This is a genomic window from Thermostichus lividus PCC 6715, assembly GCF_002754935.1.
Lineage (GTDB): Bacteria > Cyanobacteriota > Cyanobacteriia > Thermosynechococcales > Thermosynechococcaceae > Thermosynechococcus > Thermosynechococcus lividus.
Genome location: NZ_CP018092.1, coordinates 1,523,327 through 1,548,624 on the forward strand (window position 1 = coordinate 1,523,327; position 25,298 = coordinate 1,548,624).

General features: G+C 52.9%; 27 protein-coding genes. 6 read left to right on the top strand and 21 right to left on the bottom strand.

Annotated elements, in window-relative coordinates:
• Positions 1–3: 3 nt before the first annotated feature.
• Both BRW62_RS07660 and BRW62_RS07665 read right to left on the bottom strand, forming a co-directional pair.
• A complete protein-coding gene (locus BRW62_RS07660) occupies positions 4–342 on the bottom strand; it encodes a hypothetical protein (protein ID WP_198405935.1) in 339 nt (112 codons plus the stop codon).
• Between the two features lie 91 nt (positions 343–433).
• Positions 434–1,417, bottom strand: a complete 984-nt coding sequence (locus BRW62_RS07665) for an IS110 family RNA-guided transposase (RefSeq protein WP_099798953.1) — start codon at positions 1,415–1,417, stop codon at positions 434–436.
• A 452-nt stretch (positions 1,418–1,869) separates the two neighbouring features.
• Between BRW62_RS07665 and BRW62_RS07670 the strand changes: the two genes are divergently transcribed.
• Together BRW62_RS07670 and argB are read left to right on the top strand one after the other, a co-directional pair.
• The gene (locus tag BRW62_RS07670) at positions 1,870–2,343 is read left to right on the top strand and encodes a polyketide cyclase / dehydrase and lipid transport (RefSeq protein ID WP_099798954.1); all 474 of its coding nucleotides are present in this window, start codon (positions 1,870–1,872) and stop codon (positions 2,341–2,343) included.
• Positions 2,344–2,355: 12 nt separating this feature from the next.
• Positions 2,356–3,243 carry an acetylglutamate kinase gene (argB, locus tag BRW62_RS07675; protein ID WP_099798955.1) on the top strand — a complete coding sequence of 296 codons (888 nt, stop codon included), beginning with the start codon at positions 2,356–2,358 and terminating at the stop codon, positions 3,241–3,243.
• 263 nt (positions 3,244–3,506) lie between these two features.
• Here the strand turns inward: argB and BRW62_RS07680 are convergent, their stop codons facing one another.
• Positions 3,507–5,522, bottom strand: coding sequence for a glycosyltransferase family 2 protein (locus BRW62_RS07680; RefSeq protein ID WP_157768340.1), 2,016 nt, complete (start codon positions 5,520–5,522; stop codon positions 3,507–3,509).
• A gap of 103 nt (positions 5,523–5,625) precedes the next feature.
• Here BRW62_RS07680 and BRW62_RS07685 point away from each other — a divergent pair, with 103 nt between their 5' ends.
• Positions 5,626–6,348: a DUF1997 domain-containing protein gene (locus BRW62_RS07685; RefSeq protein ID WP_099798956.1), complete on the top strand. Its 723-nt coding sequence runs from the start codon at positions 5,626–5,628 to the stop codon at positions 6,346–6,348.
• On the opposite strand, the gene BRW62_RS07690 is transcribed toward BRW62_RS07685, so the two are convergent.
• The 8 genes from BRW62_RS07690 to BRW62_RS07720 all read right to left on the bottom strand — a co-directional run bounded on the left by BRW62_RS07690 (position 6,290) and on the right by BRW62_RS07720 (position 14,394).
• Positions 6,290–6,931, bottom strand: coding sequence for a bifunctional 4-hydroxy-2-oxoglutarate aldolase/2-dehydro-3-deoxy-phosphogluconate aldolase (locus tag BRW62_RS07690; RefSeq protein WP_198405936.1), 642 nt, complete (start codon positions 6,929–6,931; stop codon positions 6,290–6,292). The genes BRW62_RS07685 and BRW62_RS07690 overlap by 59 nt on opposite strands.
• A 9-nt stretch (positions 6,932–6,940) precedes the next feature.
• Positions 6,941–8,149: a PAS domain S-box protein gene (locus BRW62_RS13380; RefSeq protein ID WP_198405937.1), complete on the bottom strand. Its 1,209-nt coding sequence runs from the start codon at positions 8,147–8,149 to the stop codon at positions 6,941–6,943.
• Complete coding sequence (locus BRW62_RS13385; RefSeq protein WP_198405938.1) at positions 8,116–9,231, bottom strand: cache domain-containing protein; 1,116 nt, start codon at positions 9,229–9,231, stop codon at positions 8,116–8,118. The genes BRW62_RS13380 and BRW62_RS13385 overlap by 34 nt, the downstream gene beginning before the upstream one ends.
• A 279-nt stretch (positions 9,232–9,510) precedes the next feature.
• Complete coding sequence (locus BRW62_RS07700) at positions 9,511–11,265, bottom strand: ABC transporter substrate-binding protein (protein ID WP_099798957.1); 1,755 nt, start codon at positions 11,263–11,265, stop codon at positions 9,511–9,513.
• On the bottom strand, positions 11,265–11,477 hold the full coding sequence (thiS, locus tag BRW62_RS07705) for a sulfur carrier protein ThiS (protein WP_376787936.1): 213 nt from the start codon (positions 11,475–11,477) through the stop codon (positions 11,265–11,267). Before thiS ends, BRW62_RS07700 begins: the two co-directional genes overlap by 1 nt.
• A gap of 50 nt (positions 11,478–11,527) precedes the next feature.
• Entirely contained in the window at positions 11,528–11,851 is a 324-nt protein-coding gene (gene trxA / locus BRW62_RS07710) for a thioredoxin (protein WP_099798959.1), read from the bottom strand.
• Between the two features lie 722 nt (positions 11,852–12,573).
• Entirely contained in the window at positions 12,574–13,092 is a 519-nt protein-coding gene (gene sixA, locus BRW62_RS07715; RefSeq protein ID WP_099798960.1) for a phosphohistidine phosphatase SixA, read from the bottom strand.
• Positions 13,093–13,134: 42 nt separating this feature from the next.
• A complete protein-coding gene (locus BRW62_RS07720; protein ID WP_099798961.1) occupies positions 13,135–14,394 on the bottom strand; it encodes a DHH family phosphoesterase in 1,260 nt (419 codons plus the stop codon).
• A 125-nt stretch (positions 14,395–14,519) separates the two neighbouring features.
• On the opposite strand from BRW62_RS07720, the gene BRW62_RS14635 reads away from it, so the two are divergent.
• Both BRW62_RS14635 and BRW62_RS14640 read left to right on the top strand, forming a co-directional pair.
• On the top strand, positions 14,520–15,074 hold the full coding sequence (locus BRW62_RS14635) for a ChaN family lipoprotein (RefSeq protein ID WP_250644928.1): 555 nt from the start codon (positions 14,520–14,522) through the stop codon (positions 15,072–15,074).
• 32 nt (positions 15,075–15,106) lie between these two features.
• The gene (locus BRW62_RS14640) at positions 15,107–15,412 is read left to right on the top strand and encodes a ChaN family lipoprotein (RefSeq protein ID WP_338064277.1); all 306 of its coding nucleotides are present in this window, start codon (positions 15,107–15,109) and stop codon (positions 15,410–15,412) included.
• Here BRW62_RS14640 and BRW62_RS07730 read toward each other — a convergent pair.
• The 9 genes from BRW62_RS07730 to pheS all read right to left on the bottom strand — a co-directional run bounded on the left by BRW62_RS07730 (position 15,409) and on the right by pheS (position 23,196).
• A complete protein-coding gene (locus BRW62_RS07730) occupies positions 15,409–15,681 on the bottom strand; it encodes a DUF3143 domain-containing protein (RefSeq protein WP_099798962.1) in 273 nt (90 codons plus the stop codon). The two genes, BRW62_RS14640 and BRW62_RS07730, sit on opposite strands and share 4 nt — an antisense overlap.
• Before the next feature lies 1 nt (position 15,682).
• Positions 15,683–16,162, bottom strand: coding sequence for a J domain-containing protein (locus BRW62_RS07735; RefSeq protein ID WP_227517309.1), 480 nt, complete (start codon positions 16,160–16,162; stop codon positions 15,683–15,685).
• Positions 16,146–17,366 (bottom strand): type II secretion system F family protein, encoded by a 1,221-nt coding sequence (locus tag BRW62_RS07740; protein WP_099798964.1) that lies wholly within the window; start codon positions 17,364–17,366, stop codon positions 16,146–16,148. Before BRW62_RS07740 ends, BRW62_RS07735 begins: the two co-directional genes overlap by 17 nt.
• Before the next feature lie 37 nt (positions 17,367–17,403).
• On the bottom strand, positions 17,404–18,501 hold the full coding sequence (locus BRW62_RS07745) for a type IV pilus twitching motility protein PilT (protein WP_099798965.1): 1,098 nt from the start codon (positions 18,499–18,501) through the stop codon (positions 17,404–17,406).
• A gap of 59 nt (positions 18,502–18,560) precedes the next feature.
• Entirely contained in the window at positions 18,561–20,582 is a 2,022-nt protein-coding gene (locus tag BRW62_RS07750; protein ID WP_099798966.1) for a GspE/PulE family protein, read from the bottom strand.
• Positions 20,583–20,917: 335 nt separating this feature from the next.
• The gene (locus BRW62_RS15510) at positions 20,918–21,055 is read right to left on the bottom strand and encodes an IS1/IS1595 family N-terminal zinc-binding domain-containing protein (RefSeq protein WP_455650735.1); all 138 of its coding nucleotides are present in this window, start codon (positions 21,053–21,055) and stop codon (positions 20,918–20,920) included.
• Positions 21,056–21,106: 51 nt separating this feature from the next.
• Entirely contained in the window at positions 21,107–21,535 is a 429-nt protein-coding gene (locus BRW62_RS07755; RefSeq protein ID WP_099798967.1) for a hypothetical protein, read from the bottom strand.
• Between the two features lie 5 nt (positions 21,536–21,540).
• Positions 21,541–22,176: a ParA family protein gene (locus tag BRW62_RS07760; RefSeq protein ID WP_099798968.1), complete on the bottom strand. Its 636-nt coding sequence runs from the start codon at positions 22,174–22,176 to the stop codon at positions 21,541–21,543.
• Between the two features lie 9 nt (positions 22,177–22,185).
• Positions 22,186–23,196, bottom strand: a complete 1,011-nt coding sequence (gene pheS, locus BRW62_RS07765) for a phenylalanine--tRNA ligase subunit alpha (protein WP_099798969.1) — start codon at positions 23,194–23,196, stop codon at positions 22,186–22,188.
• A 135-nt stretch (positions 23,197–23,331) separates the two neighbouring features.
• Between pheS and BRW62_RS07770 the strand changes: the two genes are divergently transcribed.
• Complete coding sequence (locus BRW62_RS07770; RefSeq protein WP_099798970.1) at positions 23,332–24,696, top strand: CPBP family intramembrane glutamic endopeptidase; 1,365 nt, start codon at positions 23,332–23,334, stop codon at positions 24,694–24,696.
• Here BRW62_RS07770 and BRW62_RS07775 read toward each other — a convergent pair.
• The gene (locus BRW62_RS07775; RefSeq protein WP_099798971.1) at positions 24,693–25,214 is read right to left on the bottom strand and encodes a L,D-transpeptidase; all 522 of its coding nucleotides are present in this window, start codon (positions 25,212–25,214) and stop codon (positions 24,693–24,695) included. The two genes, BRW62_RS07770 and BRW62_RS07775, sit on opposite strands and share 4 nt — an antisense overlap.
• Between the last annotated feature and the right edge of the window lie 84 nt (positions 25,215–25,298).

Here is a 25,298-nt window from a genome sequence, read left to right on the forward strand (position 1 = left end):
TCGTCAAGCGCCGTACCACCACTGGCGATCGCGTCCTTCTAGGTGGATCCAGTACAGGGTGATCATCATGACGGTGTTTGTTTCTCGATGGTAAACGGCGTAGCTAGGGTGGCGCTTTGTTGCCCCATCCACCACTAATCGACGGCCAATCCGCCGCCAACTCGGTTCTTTGCTGCGCCACGCAATGCGGCAGCAGGGCCAAGGTAGCTGCTCGCGATCAAACAGGCGACAACACGGACCAATGACCTCATAGCTAAAGGAGTAGCCCGGACTGTAAAAATGATAGCCCGTTGGCCATGGTGGCAGGGGTGTTGTTGGCGCAGCAGTAATTGTGTTTAGCATAGAGGCTTTCTCTCCCCAATGTTGCTGAGTGTGGCTATGAATTCCCTCATCCCCAACCCTTCTTCCTAAGGAGAAGCGATTATCTTAAAAGTCAAGCAAATGATGATGCTGGAACAGCCGATTGACTCCCATCTGAGTTGGACGGCTGCCAGTCCGTACCATGGTTGAGCATGGCATTGAGAATTGTTAATAGCTTATGCATACAAGCCACTAACGCTACTTTGGTAGCCTTGCCCTTCGCTAATAAGCGGTGATAGAAGACGCGAATCACTGAATTATGGCGCACCGCCACCCAAGCTGCCATGTACAACAGTTGACGCACAGCAGCACGACCACCAAAGATAGCGCGTTTGCCTTGCTTCTGCCCACTATCTCGGTTGAATGGGGCAACGCCCACCAGCGTACTGATTTTTCGAGTGGACAACTGTCCCAGGTCTGGCAACAGGGCTAACAAGGTAGCGGCGACGACCTTGCCCACCCCTGGAACCGTCATCAGCCGCGTCTGTTTTGCCTGCCAGGGCTGACATGGATGGATTTGGGTGTCGATCTGCTCGTCTAGTTGCTGAATGCGGTCTTTGCGCCATGCAATGTGAGCTGCTATATCTGCTTGGGCTGTTCCGCGTAAGCCTGACAAGCGGTTTTGTTCAGCAGTCAGGAGGTCTACCAGTTGCCGCCTGCGGGTCACCAAGTCCTGAAGTTCTGCGTCCGCTTCGCTGGCCAATGAGCGAATCGGTGGTTTCATCGCTTCGCCAAACCAGGCTAAAATCGCGGCATCGACCGGATCGGTTTTAGCCAGTTGATTGGCAGCTTTGGCAACGTTTCGCGCTTGCCGAGCATTAATCACGACCACGGGATAGGCTAGCGTGGACAGCACCAACGCCACTGACCGCTCATAGCCGCCAGTGGATTCTAGAATCACCCGAGCGACCGCCTCAGGCGGACACAGGTGAGTCAGAAGTTCGCGAATCCCACTCGCGGTGTTGCTCACGCGAAAACTCTGCTTCTGGGGACGTAGATGTACATCTAGCCACCGCTTACACACATCAATGCCAATCCATTGTTCTTGATCCTGCATATCACTTTTGCGCCTGTCTGGGGGTAAATCAGGTGTTTACTCAACCTTGCGTCATGCGGGTTCTACTGTCCCAACCGATGATTCGAGTTTGACCTGTTGCATCAGAGAGATGACCCTAGCTTCTCCATGATGTCTCGCATCTAAGGGGTGACGGTCTATCTCTCTAGTTTTAAGATACAAGGGAGCTAAGAGTCTTGTTTCCTCTCCTTTGGGAAAGGGCTAGGGTGAAGGCGACAAAAGAGTCAAACCCGAAAGTCATACTTCTATTCAGCAACGCCCTAGTGTTCTCCATGCATTCCCTGTTTTGGGTAAGATAGATTTGGCGTGCTGCCCTAGGGCATCGCGCTACCGCTGTTTGTTATCTGCAGCGCAAATGGGCAAACAAATCAATGCATCATTAGGGTAAACGAACTGTGGCCGAACCCCATCATCAACGTAAAAAGACTACTGGGATGACCTACAGTTGGCCGCTGGCAGGAACCTATCAAGCCCTGAGTTCAGCGTCGGTCGATTTAATTTGGCGCAAAATCGTCAATTTAGCTGATGTCTCATGGCACCCGCTGATTTTACGTACCAATGTGCCCTACGGGTTCGTGCCTAAACCCGGCTTTATCTTTCAGGCGGTGACGCGCTGGATTCCATGGCCAATTCAGATTTTTGTGGAGCGGGTGTCGCCGGGGAAGCTTTTGAGTATTCGCATTTTAGTGCTGCCGGGGGTGGAAGAGCGGGTGACCTATCGCATTGAGTCAACCCTCTGTGGGAGTCATATTTCGTGCTCGGTGATGTTGCGGGGGTGGCTAGCGCCGCTCCTGTGGTCTCTTATTCGTGACTATGCGGCCGGCGTGGCGGCGCAGTTGGCGATCGCCGCTGAAAAAGATCCGCCAAAGGCATCGCCGCCGCCCATTGATCCGTGTCTAGGGTTCTAGGACTCACAAGCGATGCTGACGGATAACGATCGCGTACAGGTTTTAAGCGAAGCCCTACCCTACCTACAGTCTTTTGCGGGGCGCACCTTCGTGGTGAAGTATGGCGGAGCGGCGATGAAAGAGGGACACCTCAAGGATTCGGTGATTCGCGATATTGTCTTTTTGTCCTATGTGGGCATTCGTCCTGTGGTGGTGCATGGGGGTGGGCCTGAAATCAATACTTGGTTAGCAAAGCTAAATATTGAACCGCAATTCAAAAATGGTTTGCGGGTCACCGATGCGGCCACGATGGATGTGGTGGAAATGGTATTGGTGGGGCGAGTCAATAAAGAAATTGTAACGTTGATTAACACAGCGGGTGGTCAAGCCGTGGGATTGTGCGGCAAAGATGGTAACTTGATCCGTGCCCGCGCCCAAGGGGAGGACAGTATTGGCTTTGTGGGTGAAGTGCAGGGGGTGGATATCCGTGTTGTCTCCACTCTCGTGGAAAAGGGCTATATTCCCGTCATTTCCAGTGTGGCGGCGGACGAAACAGGGCAGGCCTACAATATTAATGCCGACACGGTAGCCGGCGAAATTGCGGCTGCTTTAGGGGCTGAAAAGTTAATTTTGCTGACGGACACCGCTGGAATCTTACGCGATTACCATGACCCCAGTACCCTGATTTATCGGATGGATATTGCTGAGGCGCGGCAACTCATCAAAGAGGGAGTTGTGTCTGGTGGGATGATTCCCAAGGTGACCTGTTGTGTGCGATCGCTAGCGCAGGGGGTAAAAGCAGCCCATATCATTGATGGCCGCGTTCCCCACGCCCTACTGCTGGAAATTTTTACGGACTCGGGAATTGGCTCGATGCTGGTTGGCTCCAGTTCCGCCTACGATCGCGCCTTTGGCGGCTAAGGTGGCGCTGTAGGATGGGCGGCCACACGAGCGTTTTGAGCAACAGCCCCAAGGTCTTCAATTCAGAGGGAGCCTGTGGCCACTGCCAGCGATTTGGCTCACAGAACAAGAACCGGATTAACTGCCGGTAGGTGTCGAGGCTGAGGGGGGCAAACTGGATCGTGATCAGCGTCGTTGGGGGTGTGCTGGCGCTAGGTTGCGGGGTAATGTCAACAATCGTGCCCGCAAGATTGATACCCACTTCGAGGAGGCGAAGGGTGACCTCAACGTTCACCGCCGAACTGGGGAGAGCTTGATGGAGCTGAACAACCGCCCCCCCCTTCCGAGAGGTGGGTGGTGGTACCCCAGACTGCTGCCGACTGATCCCAAGCTAGGTGCAATTCAACGGTTTGCTGCACCCTTAGCCAGTCGTACGGATCGGGACGGGGGCGCTCAATCAGGCTGTAAATGGCCAGAGCCAAGATAACTAAATTGTAAAGATTCCAGACCCATGCCAAGATCAGCCCCCGCGCTTGCAGATGGTGCCAGTTGAGCACAGCCGCCACCAGTGATGCGCCAAATAAGACCAGTAATGGCCACCCCAAGCTCCACTGAAAACGGTAGCGATCGCCACGGGTTCCCTTGGGGGTGACCCAAAATCCACGTCCAAAGGGGCGAATTAACGTTTGAACCACCGTGAGGGTGAGGGGAATACACTGCACGACCGCATATACATCTGAGATCAGCGCAGAACGACTCCGGCCATTGAGCCAGGCAAAGGTACTTAGAAGTAGCCAGTAGTAGGGCAAGAAATAGTACACCCACTCCCGCAGGGTGGTTTCCAAGGGCACAATGCCCAAAAACGCCGAGGCAAGGGGTAACACTAGTAGCAACAGTCGTAGCGGACTGTGGAACCACTGGCTCATTCCCTCAAGGTGAGCCAAGCGCTGTAAAAGGGTGAGATTTTTGGCACGAAGAGGGCCTGCGGCTATAAAAAATCCTTGTAGAGTACCCCGCGCCCAACGCAACCGCTGCCCAATGTGGCCGCCCATGTCGTCAGCACACAGACCGGCACTGAGGCTCTCGTTGAGATACACCACCCGATAGTGGGCTGCCGCCAGTTGAATGCCAGTGTAGTAATCTTCACTGAGGGAGTCGGTGACAAAGCCCCCCACCGCCTCAAGGGCAGACCGCCGCACCACAAAGGAACTGCCGTAGCACAGGGCGGTTTCAATGCTATCGCGCAACACCTGGTAATGGCGAGAAAAGATTTCCACTTCTTGGGGCAGTTGGGTTTCAAGCCCCAGATTACGGGCTACTGGATCGGGGTTGTAGAAGCTTTGGTAGGTCTGCACCAAGCCAATATCGGCGGTTTGAAATAGGCCAACGGTACGGGTGAGAAAATTGCGCGTTGGCACAAAATCGGCGTCAAACACAGCAATCAGCTCGCTGTGGGTGTGGCCAAGGGCATGGTTCAAATTGCCCGCCTTGGCATGGTGATTATCTGGGCGAGCAAGGTAGTGGCATCCCAGCTCTGCTGCCAAGTCCTGCAAGGCAGGGCGGCGGGTGTCATCCAAGACATAGATGCGCTTGTAGGGATAGTCCAGCGCCTGACACCCCACAATGGTGCGGCGCAGAATCGTGAGTGGCTCGTTATAGGTGGGGATGAGAATATCGACCCACGGTTGATAGCGCCCGGCTTTAACGGCCATCGCCGCTGCATCTGCCTGGGGCCGGCGATCGTTAACCTTCAGTAGCAGGTACAGTTGCAGGGCGTAGCCACTCATGATGAAACCTTCAATCCCTAGTAGGAGAAGACTGACAGCTGCTTCTGTTGGGGTTCGTAAATTTAGGGTGACGAGCGATCGCCACAGCAGGTAACGCAGCATCAGTGCCAATAGACTAGACACAATGACGAGACGCCCCCATTGCTGCCGTACTGTACAACAGCGCAGGACAACCCCACTCAACCCCACCATTAGCACTAATGGCCAAAATAGCCATGGCTTCTCAAGATGCTCAATCCCTAACAAGGGAACAGTGCGCACCGTCAGTAAGCCATCACAGAGTGCCTTCAAGGCGCGATCGCCCCAAGCGCGGTGTTGCCAGAACAGATAAGCGAGTGCTGGCACAAGCAGAATCAGCCCTAAGATGCGGGGAACCCGTCGCAGTTGCGTGGCAGACCACTGTGTCAAGGCTGTCAGCATGGGGAGGTATCCTAACGTCTTGCTAGGCGTGCGCCAAATGTAAAAAAATGTAAACCCAAGGATTTGACGCGCCATGGTTACCGCTGGTTCCATAGCAGATCTGCTATGGAAAAATACTCCACGTAAGAGCAATCCTATGGCTGCAAGAATATGCCACGATCAATGGTAATTGCCATTTCTTGAGTGCCCAGAGCCTATGACGACGTCCAGCGGTGATACTGAACCGGCTGCCCTTTCAACCCTAACAGTCGATCGCCCCCCCTTCATCTTTCACAATCAATTTCAAGGGTGGATGGAGGTTTACGCACCCGTACAGCAGTATGAGCAGTATCTCAATAACCATCAGGAATGGTTTTACCGCTGCGCTCAACCTATGCAGGCGACCCCCGTTGGCCAGCATGGTTATATTCTTACCATTGGGCGTTATGGCTCCCATGGTTACGAAGTAGAGCCGAAAATTGGCTTGCATCTGCTCCCCCAAGATCAGGGTGTATATCGGATTGAAACGATTCCAGTGCCCGATCAGCCCTTTTTGAACTACAACGTGAAGTTTGCAGCGGCGATGGATCTGGTACCGCTCAAAGCTCAGCCAGAAACCGATCCTGAGCTGCTTGATCGCAATATTTATGACTACACGCGGGTGAATTGGCAGCTTGACCTGCGGGTGGAAATGTATTTTCCGAGGTTTATCTATCGCTTGCCCCATGGCCTAGTTCAGGGGACAGGAAATCGTGTTCTTGCCCAAATTGTGCGCCAAGTCTCCTACCGCCTGACGGCTAAAGTGCAAGATGACTTTCACGCCACCATTGGCTTAGAGTTGGGAAAACGCTGGCGACGACAACGCTTTCATACCGAGCGGGTTAGAACCCTATCCCCAGTTGTTGGCAATCATGGCGAATCTGATGCACCTGCGTCGTGAGTTCGCTGGGGGTTAGCCCTTGGCTTAGTTGACTGCCCATACCAATGGCGATCGCCCCTGCCCTCAGGAGGGGGATCACCTCTGACCAAGGAATGCCCCCACAGGGAATCAGGGGAATGTCTGGAAATGGCTGCCGCAGCATCCGCACATAGGCTGCTCCCCCCAAGGCCATCACCGGAAACACCTTCACCGCATCTGCCCCTGCTTGCCATGCCTGCACAATTTCTGTCGGCGTTAGGGCACCCAAAATCAGCGGGACGTGAGCGGCTTGGGCGTGGGGAATGAAATCAACAGCGGTGTGGGGGCTAACCAAGAACTGTGCGCCAGCAACAAGGGCAGCGTCTAGCATCGCTGTGGTGCGTAACGTCGCAGCACCGATTGTGCAGTGGGGGTACTGCTGCTGCAGATGGCGAATAATTGCCGCCGCGTCAGGCGTGCTCCAGGTTACCTCTAAACAGGTGAGGCCAGCACTGACATAACGATCCGCTTGGGCGATCGCCACCATGGGGTCTGCTGAGCGAACCACAGCAATCAGAGGTAAAGGCCGCAGAAACCGCAGCCGTTGTTGCCACCCTGCCTTCACGTAGGTGCCCTAGGTAGTCATGCGGTGACTGCGTTTGCGCAGATAGCTAGCCTGCTGCCGCAGTTGTTGAAAATATTCTGTCTCAGTAATTTCTGCTACCTGTTGCCGCCGTTTTTCGTGGTCAATTTCAACCTTTAACTCTTCAATCTGTTGTTGCATCGCCTGTTCGCGATACTTACGCTCGGTGATGTCCTGCACTAAGCCCTCATAATAAGCAATGCTCCCGTCAGCATTGAGGACAGCTCGCATATCCACCTCTACCCAAATGATCTGGCGATCGCGCCGATAGGCTTTGAACTCAAAATGCCCCGTGGTATTACCGCTGTCAAAGTGGTTCGTAATTTCATCCCGGGTGGACTCCTCCACATACACTTGATCGCGAATACTGCTGATTGATGCCACCATCTGCTCAGGGGAGTCAAAGCCAAAAATACTGGCCATCGCTGCATTCACACGGATAAAGCGACTGTCAGCACTCGCCTGAAAGATGCCTTCAAGGGCATTTTCAAAAATACTGCGATAATTTTCCTCCGCAATCCGCAGCGCCTCCTCCGCCCGGATGCGATCGGTAATATCAATCCCCACAGAAACGGTGTGGGTACCCTTCATATATTTTTGTAAGGCCACTAGGTAGAAAATGATCGTGCCATTTCGCCTAACAGAAATGACCCGCGAAGCAAAGAGGTCAGGAGAGTTGACAAATTCATGCATAAACTCTGCCAGTTCACCATCTTCGCGCAAAAAGCCAAGGGGGCGGCCAATAAATGCTTCTGGTGGTAAATTTAGGGTTTCAGCTAACTTGCGATTGACCCCTTTATAAATCCCTTCAGCGTTAATCCAAGAAATCGTCCCCGGAACAGCATTTAAGACCGCCTCAAACTGTTCATTGGCCTCAATGAGTTCATCGCGAATTTGCTCAAGAGAACGATTTTTCTGCTCTAGCTCCTGAAACGACCGCCGCAGTTGCACAAGCATCGCATTAAAGGATTCCGCCAGATCGCCAACCTCGTCAAAGGATTCCACGCGTACCTGTGCATCCAAGTTACCTTCTCGGACACGCCGGGTTGAATTGGCCAGAGCTTGGATGGGTTTCACAATCGCATTTGCACTCACGTATGCCCAGCCCGTTGCCACCGCAAGGGTAATCAGGGTAATTACAAAGGCTGCTAGTCGCTTTTGGGTAATCATGGCGGAAATCCACGCCTGCGACTTACCCACAAAGGCCATCCCAATGGGGGAGGATGGGGCAGCCCAAGGGTTTTGCGAAAGTCGTACAGCGGCTGGTACAGAGTCGCGTAGGGGGAGCCAATGATATTCGTTTTGCCTTGAAATATACGATCTTGATCCAGCACAGTGCTCGCAACTTGCCGCGAGACTCGAGTGCCAATGGCACGGGTTTGACCGTCAAGATACGGGACATTAGTTGCAATTCGTAAATCTTGGGCGAAGATGGTTGCCACCGTCTCAACCGTAGACCACTGTTGGGTGCGATCCACTAAATCCGGCATCTTGTTCAGTAGCACACCGGTCAAAATCATCCCTTGAAATTGATTACCCTCATAGAGGGGTTTGGCGGCAAAGGCAAAAAGCCCAATATTGCCATCTTCAATGGGGTAAGTACCCGCTGGGGCAGGTTGCTCCTGTACCGGTAGGTTAGTGATGGGCTGGGGACGCAGGGTTATTTTCCCTTGGCGCTCTAACCCCAGTAACTTCAATTCAGCGCCATTGAGCAGCACTAAACCACTGATCATCTCTTGGCGATCGCGCCCCACCCGGAAGGGAGCCAAGGCTGCAATACTCGTTGTTTGGCTGGGTGCCAACCGGTATGGGGAGGTAATTTGTTCCTGCAAGTTTAGGAGTTGAGCCTTACTGGCCGCTAGCAGCATGGTACGTTGCGCAAGAACAGTCCCTGTTGCATCCACGATCATCATAATGTTCATGGGTTGCTCAGAGACATCCACCCGTTCCAGCACTAGAGCCAGTCGCTCAGGCTGCATCATTTCTCGTACCCTGAGATTGCCGTTCTCAGCGCGCAGAGCGTTAGCAATCAGGAGGGCTTGAATGCGGGCTTCGTAGCTGAGGTTATTAATCTCCCAGTCCAAATCATCAAGGCTAGAACGCAACTGCTCTTGGAGCTGCCGCTCAAAGTTCAAGGTGCTCAACTGAATTAAAGACTCGGTGACGATCGCCGCCGGAAAAATAGCAGCAGCGGCCAAGGCAACCGTTAGCTTCCAGCGTAGGCCAAGGCGTTGCCACGAAACCGAGAGTTGAGAGAAAAAGGGTGACGAAAATTGTTTCATTGTAGAGATCATTGTAGAGACGCGCCCATTGCAGCAAGCGGTAACAATGGCAGGCGATCAGTCAAAAGAACCGGGAGTTTCCGTTTGCAGTGTCTAACCTGTTGCCATCATACACTTGGAATTTGGACAAAACCGCTGCGCATCATACGGGCACCATCACTCAACGGTCATGGCTGATGCCCTCGAGAGGGTCAGTCAAGGTTATGGCGGTGTAGTTGACAGGACTGTGTTGAGTAAACACAATTCACAAATACGGTGCGGGGTGTCCCGCCGATTTCGCTAATTATCGGCGCTGAAGGCTGCGTCCACCCGTAGCTCATCTAAGTTCCACAGGGCACCGCCAAGTGCCGTTGGGTTTGCACCAATGACGTGGTTGCGAAAGGCAGTGAGCGACAGTGGGTTAATCAGGTAAATAAAGGGCAAGTATTCCTGGGCGAGTCGCTGGGCTTCGGCATAGATTGGCTTGCGCCGCTCTTCGTCCAGTTCCTGTGCCCCTTGGATATAAAGATCACTAATACGCTGCTCCCAATCAGCAATGACTCGGCCAGTCAACGGTGGCTGGTTGGGGCTGGGTTGTTGGTTAAAACTATGCAAGAGGCCGTCCACTCGCCAAATATTAGCACTGCCATTTGGCTCACTGCCACCACCGGTAAATCCCAAGAGATGGCACTCCCACTCAAGGGAATTGGAGAGGCGATCCACGAGGGTGCCAAAGGCTAGAAATTGCAAGTCCACCTGCATGCCAATGGCTCCTAAGTCCTGCTGAATTTGGGTAGCAAGGGCTTCGCGGATTTTATTGCCAGCGTTGGTGATCAGTGAAAAGCGGACACGGTTCCCCTTGGCATCAAAGAGTTGGCCTTGGGCGTTGTAACGAAAGCCTGCGGCCTGGAGCAGTTCCTTGGCTTTTTCTGGTTGATAGGTATAGGTGGGTAACCCCGCCTCTGGCGAAAAGTAAAAGGGGCTTTGGGTGGCAATGGTGGAGTGCTGCGGTTCCCCTAACCCCTGATAGATGGTGTTGATCATGCGCTGGCGATCTAGGGCGTAGGCCACTGCTTGGCGAAAGCGTACCTCGTTAAACCAGTCGGACTTCACTGGATCCACAAGGGGTTTGCCATTGCGTTTCCCTCGGTTCAGGTTAAAGGCGATATATACAGTGCCTGTGCTAGGCCCACTGTTATAGATGCGGAATTGTCCGGGTGTTTCCTCGCGCTTCAGCAGCGAAAACATATCGGCAGTGACAGCAAATACATCTAACCCACCAGAGCGAAATTGCAGCATGGCGGTGTCGGTGGATTCAACAATCTGCCAGATGTACCGTTCAATGCGGGGCAACGGCGATCGCCAGTAGTAGGGGTTGCGGCGAAAGATCAGCCGTTGATTGTTAATGTAGCGATCCATAACAAACGGGCCGTTACCCACAATCTCGCGAGGATCGGTGTCGGTGCCCCAAAGGGAGAGAAATTTGAGGCGACCATTGCGATCGCGCTCCTGCACTGCTGATCGCAATTTGTGCGCCGGTAAAATTGGTAAGCCCGTATTGCGCAAGAGGGGGGCAAAGGGTTCGGGCAGCTTGAACGTGACTTGGCGATCGCCTTGGGCAGTTACCGTGGGCAGCAACCCCTGTGGGCCAATGCGGAGAATATCACGGCTACTCGTGGGAATCTCAGGATTAAAGTACACCTCGTTGTAGGTGAAGACCACATCCTCACTGGTCAGGGGTTCCCCGTCAGACCATTTCAGATTAGGGCGCAGTTGAAAGATAATTTCAAGGGTTTCTGGCTTGACCTGCCAAGATTCTGCCAAGGCTGGCTCTAGTTCCCCCGTGAGGCCATTTTCTTGCACTAGACCGCTGTAGAGGTACCCAAATACGTTAGGGGACTCTTGGCTGAGGGCGTAGTTAAAGGTTTTGGGGTCGGCAGTAACAGCACTCACCAGTTGATTGGCGCGAGGGGCAACAGAGACACGACAACTGCCCACAATAAGGGTGCAACACCACACTAGCAGCACAAGCAGCCACCAGGGCCGTCGCCCCATTAACCGCCCCCCACAATGGTGACAATCTCGAGGCGATCGCCGCTATTGACCTGAGTTGCCTGCCAAAACTGGCGATGCAAAATCTCGCCATTATATTCAATAGCCACCAAGCGAGGATGGATCCCTAAAACCTGACAAAGCTCCAGAATCGAGAGCGATCGCTCAAGGCTGTGAGGGTTTCCATTCACATAAATCACAATCGGTTGCTGTATCGTCACCATCGGGTTAAGGTGCGTCACGCAATTGATTGAAGCAAAAAATTCTAAAGGAATTGCTCAAGAGTCGCTTCAATTTTTGTTTTGGGAACTGCGCCAACTAAAATATCAACTTTTTGGCCACCTTTAAAAATCATAAGGGTAGGGATGCTACGAATACCGTAGTCAGTGGCTACCTTGGAGTTTTCATCGGTATTGACCTTAACCACCTTGACCTTGCCCGCATACTGGTTGGCGATTTCATCAACCACAGGGGCAACCATCCGGCACGGTCCACACCACGGCGCCCAAAAGTCAACAAGGACAGGAAGTTCACTGTCTAAAACTTCTTCTTTGAAGGTGGCATCAGTGACGGACAATGCACTGGACATAGGTCAAACCCTTATAATGAATCAGCGGCTATAAATTATACAGTAGCCTTTTGTAGGCACGTTAGATCGAGCAGAGTACTAGACTTCGGCGTTTAAGTCATCATCATCATCCTCAGAGCTATTGACCACCCGCCTGAAGCTGGTGAATAACTAAGGTGATCACGACTTTATTAGGCAATTTTAGCATATAACTGCAAGAATCCTCCGCTTCAAATCGTTGATTGAGGCGTGAGATGAATTGCGGTATTGACTTCTCCCCTCCTTGAAAGAGAGGGGATTCCCAAAGGATGCTACGCAACGGGCTGAAGCCGCGTTGCTTCGCTTTTCCCTTGAGCTGTCACCCATAACTTAATGCGGGTGGGGGCAGTCAAAGACCCCCTACTCACCTCAAGCATTTCTGCTATTGGGACTACGTTTACGTTTCGGTTCGTGGTTTCGCGCTTTTCAACACTAGCCAATTCGATACGCTCAACATCCTGCCATTGCTTGCAGTGGTTTAGGCTTGCCGCCAAAGCGGTAGTGACTTACTTGCCGGGATTTCTCCGTACTAGGATGTTTCTTCGCGTAGTTGATACGCCTACTTTCCACATCTCTAGTTTAACACATAGAGAGGGCTAAAGCCCCCTGAGTTGGCTGTATCCCCTCGCTAAAGCGGAGGGGTTTTAGCCCGCCCACATCACTCCTATAAACGGTGCTATACAAGATGATCCCTGTTAAGAGGGTTAAGAGGCGCTCCTGTTGGTCACGAAAAATTTTGGGGATGTCAGCCAGAATAGCTGACTATTTGCTACAGGATCTGTCTGCGGTACCTTGAGGCCAATAATGCCCGCCTTTTTGAGTTGCAAATGTCCCAAGGCTTTCCCCCACAGAAGAAACTCAGCCCAGTGACTGAGATTCGGTTCATGACCGACAAGGATTAATGTTCCATCGTGATCGTGTCGCCAATGCGCTAACCAAGTTAGCCACGTATTAAAACTACCGACAGGGGTCAACAGATCTGAGATCATCAGCTCAGTGGCCACCCCCGCCTCAAGTAAAATTTCAGCGGTTTGGCGTGCTCGCAGCAGGGGTGAACTGAGGATGAGTTCTCCTTCTACGCCAACTTCGAGTAAGCGTTGAGCCACGTGGAGCGTTTTCCGTTCCCCTTTAGCAGTGAGGGGGCGATCGCCATCGGTGCCTGTAAAAACATCACGCTCTACCGCAATGCCGTGGCGAACCAGCAAAAGAGTTAGCTCTGACATATAGCCTATTGATAGTATTGTTGAGGGTCTCCTAGCACGAAGTTACTCTGTACCATGGAGAACGTTATTTTTGGGATTCACTAAGTGGAGCAGTTTCTGCTTGATTTGGGTGTCATAAACATTCCACTTGAGCTTAGCGTATTCAGCATTCTCATTGAGACCCGATAAGAACCCTACCGGAATTTCAAACCCTCCCGCTTGGGAACGTCCCCCCCCAAAGAAACGCCCTTGGCGATCTTTACCAAAGGCTTCCTTGATAAACTCATCCGGATCAAGGGTAATTTTCGTGGTTCGCAAGGATCCAATAATCAGTTCAACCTCTTCATCTTCATCGTGAACGAGGCCATACACGACGGCAGTATGGACATTCTCTTCCGTAACGAGGAAATCTGCTGCTTGGGGAATCGCATCGCGGTCTTCGTAGCGAATATATCCCACCCCAGAAATAGAAAAGTTATTGTGAATGGAGCGATTTTTCAGAGAACGCTCAATCACGTCCATCACTTGCTTCGAGCGATGGGATTGCAGGATGGTATTGAGGAGCTGATAGTCGATGTAGCGGCTCAAAAAGGCCGCCGCTAGGAAATCTTCCTCTTTTGCTTGCTTCAGGCAGTCTGTATCGGATCGCAACCCATGCATCAGGGCAGTGGCGCACTTGACGTGAATAGGGTTACTGCTGTCTAGGGGGAGGAGTCCCGATTGGAGGTACTGGGTCAGAATTGTGGCGGTTGCACGGGTGGTGGGGCGAATATCGGTAAATTCGGCTTGAATCGTTTCTTGGAGGTTGTGGTGATCAATGATCGCGATCGCCGGTAGCCCGGCCTCTTGCACAATGGGTAATAACTGGCTGGTGGTTCCTTGGTTATCGACCAAAACGTAGCCCTGATAGCAGGAGCAGTCTCGCTGATCTTTATTTTTTGCCCCCTGAACATTCCAACGCACCAAGGGCATACCAGTCAGGCGCACAAGGGTAATATTTTCTTGGTGACTGAGGGCACCGGCGTAGGCAATGTCACACTGAATGTCAAATTTCTCGGCGATAAGCTTATAGGTCCAAGCGGAGGAGAGTGCATCTGGATCCGGAAAATCTTGCAAAATCACAAGCTGGCGGTTGCCACGATGACGCTCCAACATCTGTCTAAGCGCCTCAGCCCGAGGATCGCTTAAGCGAGGATCTGGCTTCACCAGTTCTGACGGAGCAGCCTCAGTTTTGACAAGTGCGTTACCATTCACTTCAGGGTGATGGCTGCCGGTCTCAACAGTGACGGGATCCGTCAGTTCAAGTGGATGGGGAGATTGCATAGTTGCTTCAGCGTTTTTTTGCAGGTGATAATCCAGAGAGGAACACGGAACGTAAAATAGCTGTCTTAGTGTCGGCAGCGATTCTACTTCGATCTTGGCAGATATTCTACCGTTTGACATCCCCCTTGAGACAGTCTATCCAAGCACAGTGCCACTTGCTCCGGTGGCGGCGCTTAATGGTACCCTTTGCTCTGACCTTATTCCTAGGAGTGCCAGCTTTGGCCACAGCCCAACAGGTCTGGCAGGGTGCTGCTGTTGTGCAACCAGAAGCAGCGTTGAGAGAGTGGCAGCACAGCCACATTCTCTACCTTGGCGAAACCCACGATAGCTCTGCGGATCATGATGCTCAGTTAGCGATCTTGCAAGCAGTACACCGCTGTGGCCGCCCGTTGGCGATCGCCCTTGAAATGATTCAGCGTCCCTATCAAGCAGCCCTAGATGCCTATATTGCTGGTGAAATAACCGAAATGGAATTGCTTGCTCAAACGGAGTACGCGCAGCGCTGGGGGTTTCCATGGTCACTGTACGCGCCTATGTTTCGCTTTGCTAAGGAGCACCGCATTCCCCTGATTGCCCTCAACACCCCTACGGAAATTACCCGCCAAGTGGCACGCTCAGGGTTGCAGAGTTTAGAGCATGGCAATTTGCACTATATTCCCCCCTTGAAGAGATTGATCTAAGCAACACGCGCTACCGCGATCGCCTTGCCAAGATTTTTCGCACAGCCCACGAAGGTCGCAGCCACAGCGTGAATATAGAGTTTTTTTATCAAGCACAGGTGTTATGGGATGAAACCATGGCCGCAGCCATTGCCGACTATCATCAGCAGCACCCTGAGCGCTTAATCGTTGTGCTGGCTGGACGGGGGCACCTCTACTACGGTGATGGCATTCCCCAGCGGGTGCAACGGCGGCTGTCGTCTCAACCCCTGCACCAAGCAATTATCCTATTGAACCCTACCACCGCCGAAACAGCAGACCCCACGATCGCCGATTGGTTTTGGCAGCATCCCCCCTAGGGGCCAGCAAAAATAGCGTCTTCAACATCAGAGCGGGCAAGGGAGTACTTAAACGATCGCTGAATGGTCGTCCCTTCGAGGCGATCGTGGTACACCACTTGCAGTTCTTCAATATCCAAACAAATTTGTGCCGACCATTGCGGATAATCAATATCCCAGCAATGAATATCGGTGTCATTCTGCACACATCCCTTTTGCCGTAGCCACTCTTCAAGCTGAGGCAACGCATGATTGTATAAAGGCGTATTTGCACTGGGAAGAGTCGTCATGTTACGCTGCTACGTTGTTAACAATCTGTAAAATCCACTCTTGCCCCTGCTGCGAGAACCCAACTATCACCGCAAGGAGCAAGCAGCCAACAAACGTCACCCCCAAAATGAATAGGGCAAACAGCTCTCCGGCGGAGAGGGGGCGATCGTCTTGGGGGCGCGCTGCCCTATAGAGCGGTGGACTGAGCTGACTAGGTGAGCTAGGAACACCACCGCTACGGCTAGACCGTAACTGTAATTGCAGGTCATACCACTGCCGCTGCTCAGCATTGGTGAGCACCGCATAGGCTTCATTCAAACGGTGGAATTCTTCCCGAGCGATCGCCACCGGCAGTGTGGTGGTATCCGGGTGGTAGAGCTTGCTCTTTTCCCGATAGGCACGACGAATATCCGCCAGCGACGCACTTGGCGGCACATCCAACACCTCGTAGTGAGATTGCCCAAGATGCCCCATGAGTCGCAGACTATTTGACCAAATCAAAGATTTTGAACATGGGTAGATACATCGCTACCAGAATTGAGCCTACCATACCCCCTAACACCGCAATCATCAAGGGTTCCATCACACTAGTTAAGGATTTTACCGCCTGCTCGACCTCATCCTCGTAAAAGTCAGCCACCTTCATGAGCATCTTATCCAGTTCACCGGTTTCTTCGCCCACATTGATCATCTGGGTGGCTAACACCGGAAAGACCCGCTCCTGTTGCAGAGCAATACTCAGCATCCCCCCCGTTTGTACTTCCTTGGCTGCCCGATCAATCGCATTGGAAATCACTTGATTGCCAGCCGTGGCACTAACAATCTCAAGGGAGCGCAAAATGGGAACCCCCGACCGCGAGAGCGACCCAAACGTCCGACAAAACCGAGCCACTGCCGTTTTTTCCACCAAGTCCCCAAACAGAGGCAGCTTCAGCAGCAAGGCATCTATGGTTAAACGCCCATTAGGCGTTTTGTAATAAAACCGAATACCAAAGACAATTGCTACCACTGTCACAATTAAGAGCGCCATGTATTGGGGCGTGCGCAGAAATTCACTCAACGCCACCATGGCAGCCGTAAAGGGCGGCAGTTCCCCTCCCAACTGGGTAAAAATTCCCTGAAAGACTGGAATCAAAAAGATGACCATCCCCAAGAAAATGCCTATCGCTAGCACGCCCACCACCACTGGATAGGTCAAGGCAGACTTAATTTGGTTATTCAGCCGAGCTTGATCCTCAAGGAGCTTAGAGAGACGATTCAACACTTCGTCGAGCACCCCCCCTGTTTCCCCCGCTTGGATCATCGCCACAAACAAACTATCAAAGGCAGCGGGATGAGGTCGCATCGCATCCGCAAGGGTACTCCCCTGTTGAATATCGTTATTGACCGCCATCAAAATCTTCTTCATTTTCGGGTTGGTTGCCTGATCCGCCAGCACACCAATCCCCCGCACTAAGGCTACCCCTGCATTCACCAAAGCTGCAAACTGGCGGGCGAAAATAGCGCGGTCTTTCACCGTAATCTTAGACAGAAAGCTCAGGTCTAGATCGGACTTAAGGGAGAGTTTTTTGGCCTCCTTTACTTCGAGAACCTGAACCCCCTGTAGCTGCAAGGCCATGCGAGCTTCGCGCGGCGTTGTTGCTTCTTCCCGTACGGTTTTATATTTACCTTGGGCATCCCGTACCCGAACTTCATAGGTTGCCATAACCCAGTTCCCTATTGACCCTACGTGTACTTACCAACTAACGAACAGCAGCAGCAGGAGTGCCAGTGCCAATGAGACGTTGCAACTCATCCTGCCGTGACGACTTCGACATTGCCGCTTCATAACTAATGATCCCAGCACGGTAATAGTCGGCTAAGACCTTCTCTAGGGTTTGCATTCCTAGCTTACCCCCCGTTTGAATGGCGGAATAAATTTGTGAGGTTTTACCTTCACGAATAAGGTTAGAAATGGCTGGAGTGACCACCATAATCTCCTGCGCCATAATGCGGCCAAATTCACCGGGCTTGGGATTCTTTTTCGGCACCAAGGTCTGACTAAAGACCGCCACTAAGGAGTTCGAGAGCTGCACCCGAATTTGTTGCTGTTGCTCTGGTGGGAACACATCCACCATCCGGTCAACGGTTTGCGAGGCCGAACTGGTGTGCAAGGTACCAAAAACTAAGTGACCAGTTTCTGCGGCTGAAATGGCAAGCTGAATTGTTTCCAAGTCCCGCATCTCACCCACCAGAATAATATCGGGGTCTTCCCGGAGAGCCGCCCGCAACGCATTGGAGAAGCTCTTGGTGTCTTCGCCCACTTGACGCTGGTGGATCAGGCTCTTGATCGGCTCATAGACAAATTCAATGGGGTCTTCAATCGTGAGAATATGCTCAGCACGGGTTTTATTGATCAGGTCAATCATGGCCGCTAGGGTGGTGGTTTTCCCTGAGCCTGTAGGACCGGTCACCAAAATTAGTCCCCGGGGTCGCTCACTCATTTCGCGGACAATGTTGGGTAGGCCGAGCTGCTCAAAGGTAGGAATTTTAGAGCTCAGGGCGCGCAAGCAGGCGGCGTAGGTACCGCGATCTTTATAGACATTGACCCGGAAACGGGCTAAGCCGCGCACACCATAGGAGCAGTCCAACTCCCAGTTCTGTTCTAGGTTTTTGCGCTGGGTGTTATTGAGCATACTGAAGATCAGCCGTTGGCACTGCTCCGGTGTGAGGGGTTCATAGTCCGTGGGGGTTAACTTACCACTGATGCGAATGTAAGGGGGCAGCCCTGCCGAAATGTGCAAGTCTGAGCCACCATTGGCGACCACTTGCTCCATTAAGTCTTCAATCATTAAATCCATAACACCATTCCTCGTTTTAGGTCACTGGGGTAAGAATAGGGTTGCAATTTCAGGGGCAACTAATCGATAAAGCGGGGCGTCAGGCAATAGGGGCATTCTAACCATTCGGGCTGAGCCTCGGCACCACAGGTACGGCAAGTTAATGAACTTTTACGTTTTGCTTTGAGTTCTGATTCGAGACCGGTATCTGTAAAGGTTACCCGCTCCACTTCTTCAAGGGTGGTTACCCCCTCTTTGACAAGGTTTAGGCTATAGGCCAAGAGGGTTTTCATCCCCTCTTCGACAGCCACTTCTTTAATGCGCTCGGTAGGGGCACCTTCGGTAATTAGGGTCTGTAGGCGTTCGGTAACCCGCATAATTTCATAGACCCCGCAGCGGCCTTTGTAACCAACTCCACCACACTTGCTGCAGACTGGCTGGCCACTGGCTTTGGCGGCTTGGAGTTGCTCGGGAGTGAGTTTATTGGCTTTATAGAGTGTCAGATTCACTCCTTTGGAGGCCGATAGACCAAACCGCGCTAGCTCTTCGGGAGTAGGGGTGTAGGGAATACGGCATTCTGAGCACACCCGCCGCATCAGCCGCTGGGCGACCACGCCAATCAAGGACGCTGAAACCATAAAAGGCTCTACACCCATTTCCGAGAGGCGCGCCACTGCACTGGCTGCATCATTGGTGTGCAGCGTTGTCAAGACTAAGTGACCAGTCAAGGCTGCTTCAATGGCGGTTTTAGCGGTTTCTTTGTCGCGGGTTTCCCCCACCAGAATGACATCCGGATCCTGACGGAGGAAGGCACGCAGAATGGAGGCAAAGTCCATCCCTTTTTCACGGATGACCTGTACCTGCGTTAGGCCGGGCAGGGAGTATTCAATGGGGTCTTCAGCGGTGCTGATGTTTACCCCCGGACTATTACACTCCGCTAGGGCAGAGTAGAGGGTGGTGGTTTTCCCAGACCCTGTGGGCCCCGTCACCAAGATCAAGCCGAAGGGTCGCTTCGTCATTTCGCGGACAATTGCTAGGCTTTCAGGATCGGTAATGAGTTTGTCAAGCCCCAATTGGGTGGCTGAGTTATCCAGAATCCGCAGGACGACCTTTTCACCCCAGCGGCTGGGCAGGGTGTTGACCCGAAAGTCCACGCGGCGACCTTGGAACATTTTGCGGATGCGGCCATCTTGGGGGGCACGACGCTCGGCAATGTCGAGATCCGCCAAAATCTTGAAGCGCGAGACGACCGCAGGCACAATTTTTTTAGGAAGAGGGTCAAAGGCCTGATGGAGAACGCCATCTTTACGGAAGCGCACCCGCAGGTACTCTTCTTGGGGTTCGATGTGAATATCGGAAATCCCGTCGTTGAGGGCTTTAGCCAGAATTTTATTGACAAGGGCAATGATTGGCGCATCCTCAGCACCCCGTAGGGCATCGGCAAGGTCAACTTCTTGACCCTCTTGAACGTCATCTAAGCCGCCAATGGCCTCAATGTCTTCTTCGATGTTAATATCACCTAGGGCGGCTGGAGCATGTTTGCTGGCAGCAGTTTCTGCTACTTGCTTGTTGAGAATTGGATCAATGAGTCGCTGGTAGTCTTCAAGGGTAATCACCATCCGCTTCAAGGTAAAGTTATGGCCGCGGAGAATACGACTGATGTTATCGATGGCTTGTAGGTTGTCGGGATCGACCATTGCCACGAGTACATAGGGGGGATCGGCGTTGGGGTACTTGGCAATGGGAATAGCTTGATAGGTTCGGCAGGTATCTACCGGCAAAATTGTATTCACTAACTCTTCAATTTGCTCAGTGGGAAAGCGGTTGAGTTCCGGATCAAGACAGTCAACGCCGTAGATGACCTTGAGTTCAAAGAGTTGTTGTTTGTGGTACTGACGCAACACATCGGGTGGCATGGTGGTGCCAGTAATCTCTTGCAAGGCAACCACAAGGGATTTGCCCGTTTTGCGGGCGGTATTCATGGCTTCGCGTACTTGCTCAAGGCTGGCATAGCCAGAGGCAACAAGGGAACGCTCAGTAGGGTTACCGGCTTTCCGCAGGGCGATCGCCTTGCGGGCAGAAGAAGATGATGTGTTGACCATAGGTTTTGTCTGGGGGCTGGATGGCTTGCCTACTATAGTAGCAATAACTTTCACAAGGATTGTATGCGTATTTTCACGGTTCTTCATAACCGCAGTTCGCGTATGGTTGCATCGGATTTGAGTCTTTTGCCGCCCTCACCCTAGCCCTCTCCCAGAGGAGAGGGAACAAGACTCTTAGCTCCCTTCTCCCCAAGGAGAAGGGTTGGGGATGAGGGTCTCCCTAGGGAGAAAGGTTGAGGATGAGGGGAATTCATGGCCACATTCAGCAACACCTTAGCTCGGACGTTCACTTAGCGCGGCACGTTCTGATAGTTTTCATTGACGTCACTCTGGAGTCAAGGTTCTGACACTCCCACAAACTGTCTAGCGCACTTACGGCACTTACAGGTCTGCTTCCCATTGTGGATGTTGCGGTTCTTGACGATATGAGTGGAGTGACAGCGAGGGCGGGTCGGCGGAGTCGTTGCTAGGATGTAATTGAGGTAACGTCGTCTTCCCTATCCTTACATCTTTAGGACTACCCTCTAATCAAACCAACCGATTTCTGCATCCCCTAGCCGCGCAGCCTCGGGATTGGGGGTGGGGATTTCGTTCACAAGGGGCTTAAAGCCAACATCTTCAAACCGGTAGGGGTGCGGTGCCGTTAGCTCGCGAATAACCTGTTTGGCTTCCTCAAACTCTGCCTGTAGCTCCCGATGGGTGGCCTGTAGCTGCTCGAGTTCCGCCTGTAATTGGGCATAGCGATCGCGCCAGTCGTGTACCTCTTGCCGTAACTGGTCACGTTCTGCCCCGTAGCTTGCCGCTTCGGCTTGAGCCGCGTTTAATGCCTCCGCCATCGTCGCCAATTGAGCGGTCAACTCTGCCTTGGTGGGCTGGCTACTGCGCTTGGGGCGAGGGCGGGGTTGCTTGGCTGCTTCTGCCCGCAGCAAATCGCTGAGGTTGTGGTGTTCCAAGGAGTCTATCTCCAATCTCGCTGTAGTTCTTCGGCAACGCGGCGGTAGTCTGCTTGCGCTTCCTTAGCTTGCTTTCCCTTCCACTGGGTAATGGGAACCCCATCAAGAGCTGCCCGCTCGTGGGCTTTGTAGGCGCGAATAAAGGAGTGGCAGGCCGCAACCCCCAACTGCAACAGCGTATTTTGAGCTTCAAGTGCCTCGGCCACACAGCGGGGATCGACCCGGGTGAGGAGGACGCGGTGGGGCACGTTGGCGGGCTGAACCACTTGTTTCACCGTTTCAATGAGGGCAGCTAAATCAATGGGGGCAGGGGGGGTCGGCAGCACGACATAGTCGGCGATCGGCACCACCGCCGCCAAGGCACTAGAGGCTAAAGCAGGGGGAGTATCCACCACAATTAACTCGTAGCCTGACAGCTTGCGCACATTACTGAGGAGCTTGGGGTTAACTTCTTGTGCCAGATCAAACCCCATTCCTTGACCATGGCGCTGAAACCACCAAGTTGCCGAGGCTTGGGGGTCGGTATCGACTAGTAGCACCTTGTACTGCTCGGCGTAGGTGGCGGCCAAATTAATGGCCGTGGTGGTTTTGCCTACGCCACCTTTGCCATTGAGAACTGCTAATAGGCGTGGTTCCGTCAAGGCTCCCCCCTAAAACTGACGCAGAAAGCGCAGATCGCTGGTGTAAAAGCGGCGAATATCATCAATTTGGTGTAACACCATCGCAAACCGCTCGACACCAAAACCTGCCGCAAAGCCGGTGTAAATTTCCGGATCGTAGCCGACATTTTTGAGCACGGCTGGATCTACCATGCCACAGCCCATGACTTCCAGCCAACGTCCTTGCCACTGCACATCCACCTCTGCTGAGGGTTCGGTGAAGGGGAAATAGCTAGCGCGAAAGCGAATCGGCACATCGCCAAAGAGCTCCGCCAAAAAGGTACTGACAGTGCCCTTAAGGTCAGTAAACGTGAGTCCCTCGTCAATGGCTAAAATTTCAATTTGATGGAAGACGGCGGCATGGGTGGCATCTTCGGTATCGCGGCGGTAGCAACGGCCGGGGGCAACAATGCGAATGGGCGGATCGTTCAGCTCCATGTGGCGAATTTGCACCGAAGAGGTATGGGTTCGCAGGAGATTGCCATCCGGTAAGTAGAATGTGTCTTGCATATCCCGTGCGGGGTGATCGGCAGGGGTGTTCAGCGCCTCAAAATTGTAGTAGTCGCTCTCCATTTCAGGCCCATCGTCCACGGTGTAGCCCAAGCCCACGAAAATATCAATAATGCGGTCTATGGTGCTGTTGAGGGGATGAATGTGCCCTTGGGGGCGAAAGACCGCTGGCATTGTCACATCAAGGCTTTCTGCAGCAAGCTGGGCAGCAATGTTAGCAGTGTGGAGGGTGTGGCGGCGCTCCTCAAGGGTGTGCAGCAGTTTTTCTTTGAGGGTGTTCGCTAAGCTGCCAATGTGGGGGCGATCGCTAGCGGGAAGTTTCCCCATTAAGGCTAGAATTTGGGACAGTTCTCCTTTTTTGCCTAGGTAAGCAACCCGTAGTTGCTCAAGGCTGTCGAGGTCGGCAGCGTGGGCGATCGCCTCTAATGCCTTGGTTTCAAGGTCAGTGAGCTGGGCGGTCAACACAGTACGGTCGAGAGTGGGGGTGGTCATGGTAAACACCAGCCAATACAGTGTCAAGAAAGAATAAAGATCAACGGTTGCGCTTAGGGCAAAGAAATTGAGTGATTTTTTGATGAGCCTTGATTATAACTCTACTCCAGTCGTCATCGGTTACTGTAGTCTTTCATGACCCCCAATCCTCTCCTTCAGTTCTACCATTGGCTCTACAGAGCACCCCAGTCCTTTTTAGCGTTAGCGCGCTTCAATGGCACGCGAGAGCAATACACGGCTCTGTTAGCTGGTCTCCTTTGGTTTTGGGCGCAATTTCTCTACCTCCATTACTGGGCACAGCAGCCCTGGCCATGGCTGGAAAGCCTCGTTGAAGCAGCCGCAGTGGTTGTCATTGGTGGCGTTCCGGTACTGTGGTGGGCCACTCCCAAAGGCGATCGCTGGCGATCCTTGACCGCTATGGCGAGTCGCTGGCAGTGGCAGTTCGTCTTAGGTTTGAGCCTCTACGTGGCGGTGGCTTACCATTTACCCCATGCGTCACTATTTCCGTGGCGACGCGTGCTAAGCCATCTCATTGTGGCTGATCCTTGGTGGTTGAATTTTATTTTCTTTCTCGTGGGTTCTGTTGCGGCACTGCGGGTGCCTTTTTTACTGCGCGATCGCACCCTTTCTGGTCTTGAGCGCTGGGGATGGGTGAGTACTGCCGCCGTGTATTTGCTATTGAGCCATAGTTCGCTGATTTCACCGGCTTTTGCCACGTACCGAACCGAAGGGTTCATCATCACACCGCTCTATTTACTGCTGTGCGCGTGGTGCGATTGGCAACACGGGCGATCGCCGACCTCACCCCGCCCTGTGGGACTACAGGGTAAGGATGCCCTCCTAGCGGCAGTATGCATCTTTACTCTCTACTGGTTTTCTACACCTCACTTTCGCTTTGGTTCATTTATTGCCCTGCAACTCTTTATTCTGGCTGTTATTTTTGGCAGCGGCTTAGGGCGGCAGCACTTTGGCTATAGCTTTGAACCTCGCTGGGGAGACGCTCGCTTGCTAGGGATCATGGTTATTGTTGCCTTGGCCACCCTAGTGCCCCTCGGTAGCCTGTTAGGTTTTCTTCCCCTTGAAGAATTTAACCTTGCGCCCCCCTTCTCTAAGTTGCTCGTGTATATTGTTCTTTTTTCAATGCGCGTTGGCATTTTTGAGGAAGTCCTGTTTCGCAGTGGCTTAATGATTCTAATCCGCGATACCCTACAGCAGCGGGGGGGCGATCGCCACGACCCGTTTTGGATCGCTTGGGGAGCGATTCTCATCTGTGCCCTTCTGTTCGGAGTGGCGCACATGGGTAATACCCCCGGCAGTGGCGTTGAGTTGCCGGTGGTGGCCTATCGCCTGATCTACATTGCCTTGGCAACCCTTGCCTCCTTGTTTTACTGTCTTATGTTTGCCTGTACTCAGCGCCTGTGGGGTGGAGTCGTCCTCCACGGCTTAGTGGATGCCCTTGCAGTGGTCTCCTTCGGTGCCACCCTGACCGCACCGTTCTAACGCACCACAATCACTGGCATTCCGGGGCGAACTTTTTCAAACAGTTCTTCAATATCGCGGTTGTGCATGCGCACACAGCCATGGGAAATTGCCTGCCCAATAGAGTCAGGATTAGGGGTGCCGTGCAACCCGATCCAATTTTTGCCATCGCTCCAAAAACCAATCCAGCGCCGCCCCAAGGGATTACGAGGATGGCCACCAGGAATCACTGAGCCATTGAAGGGGTTTTTCCATGCCGGATCCCGAATCATCTCCTGAATTTGAAACTGCCCCAGCGGCGTTTCCCAGCCCGGTCGGCCAACCGCCACTGGGTAGGTACGCAGGCGAGTTTGCCCCTGATATAGCACCATTTGTCGCCGCGATAAGCTAATCTCTAGGCGCAGGGGGGCAACTATTGGGTCTGTTATCAAGGGGGTTGGGTTGGCCACAAGCGGCCTAAGGTACCCGCACAGTAGGCTCACCACCGTGGCAGTAACGAATACCAACCGCTGTTTTTGCCAAGGGTATCGTTGCTCCATAGCACACTGTTCCCAACCTATCCTGAAACACTGTACTGTTTTTAGGAAACTAAAATATGCAATTTGCGTCTAAGGAGGCAAACC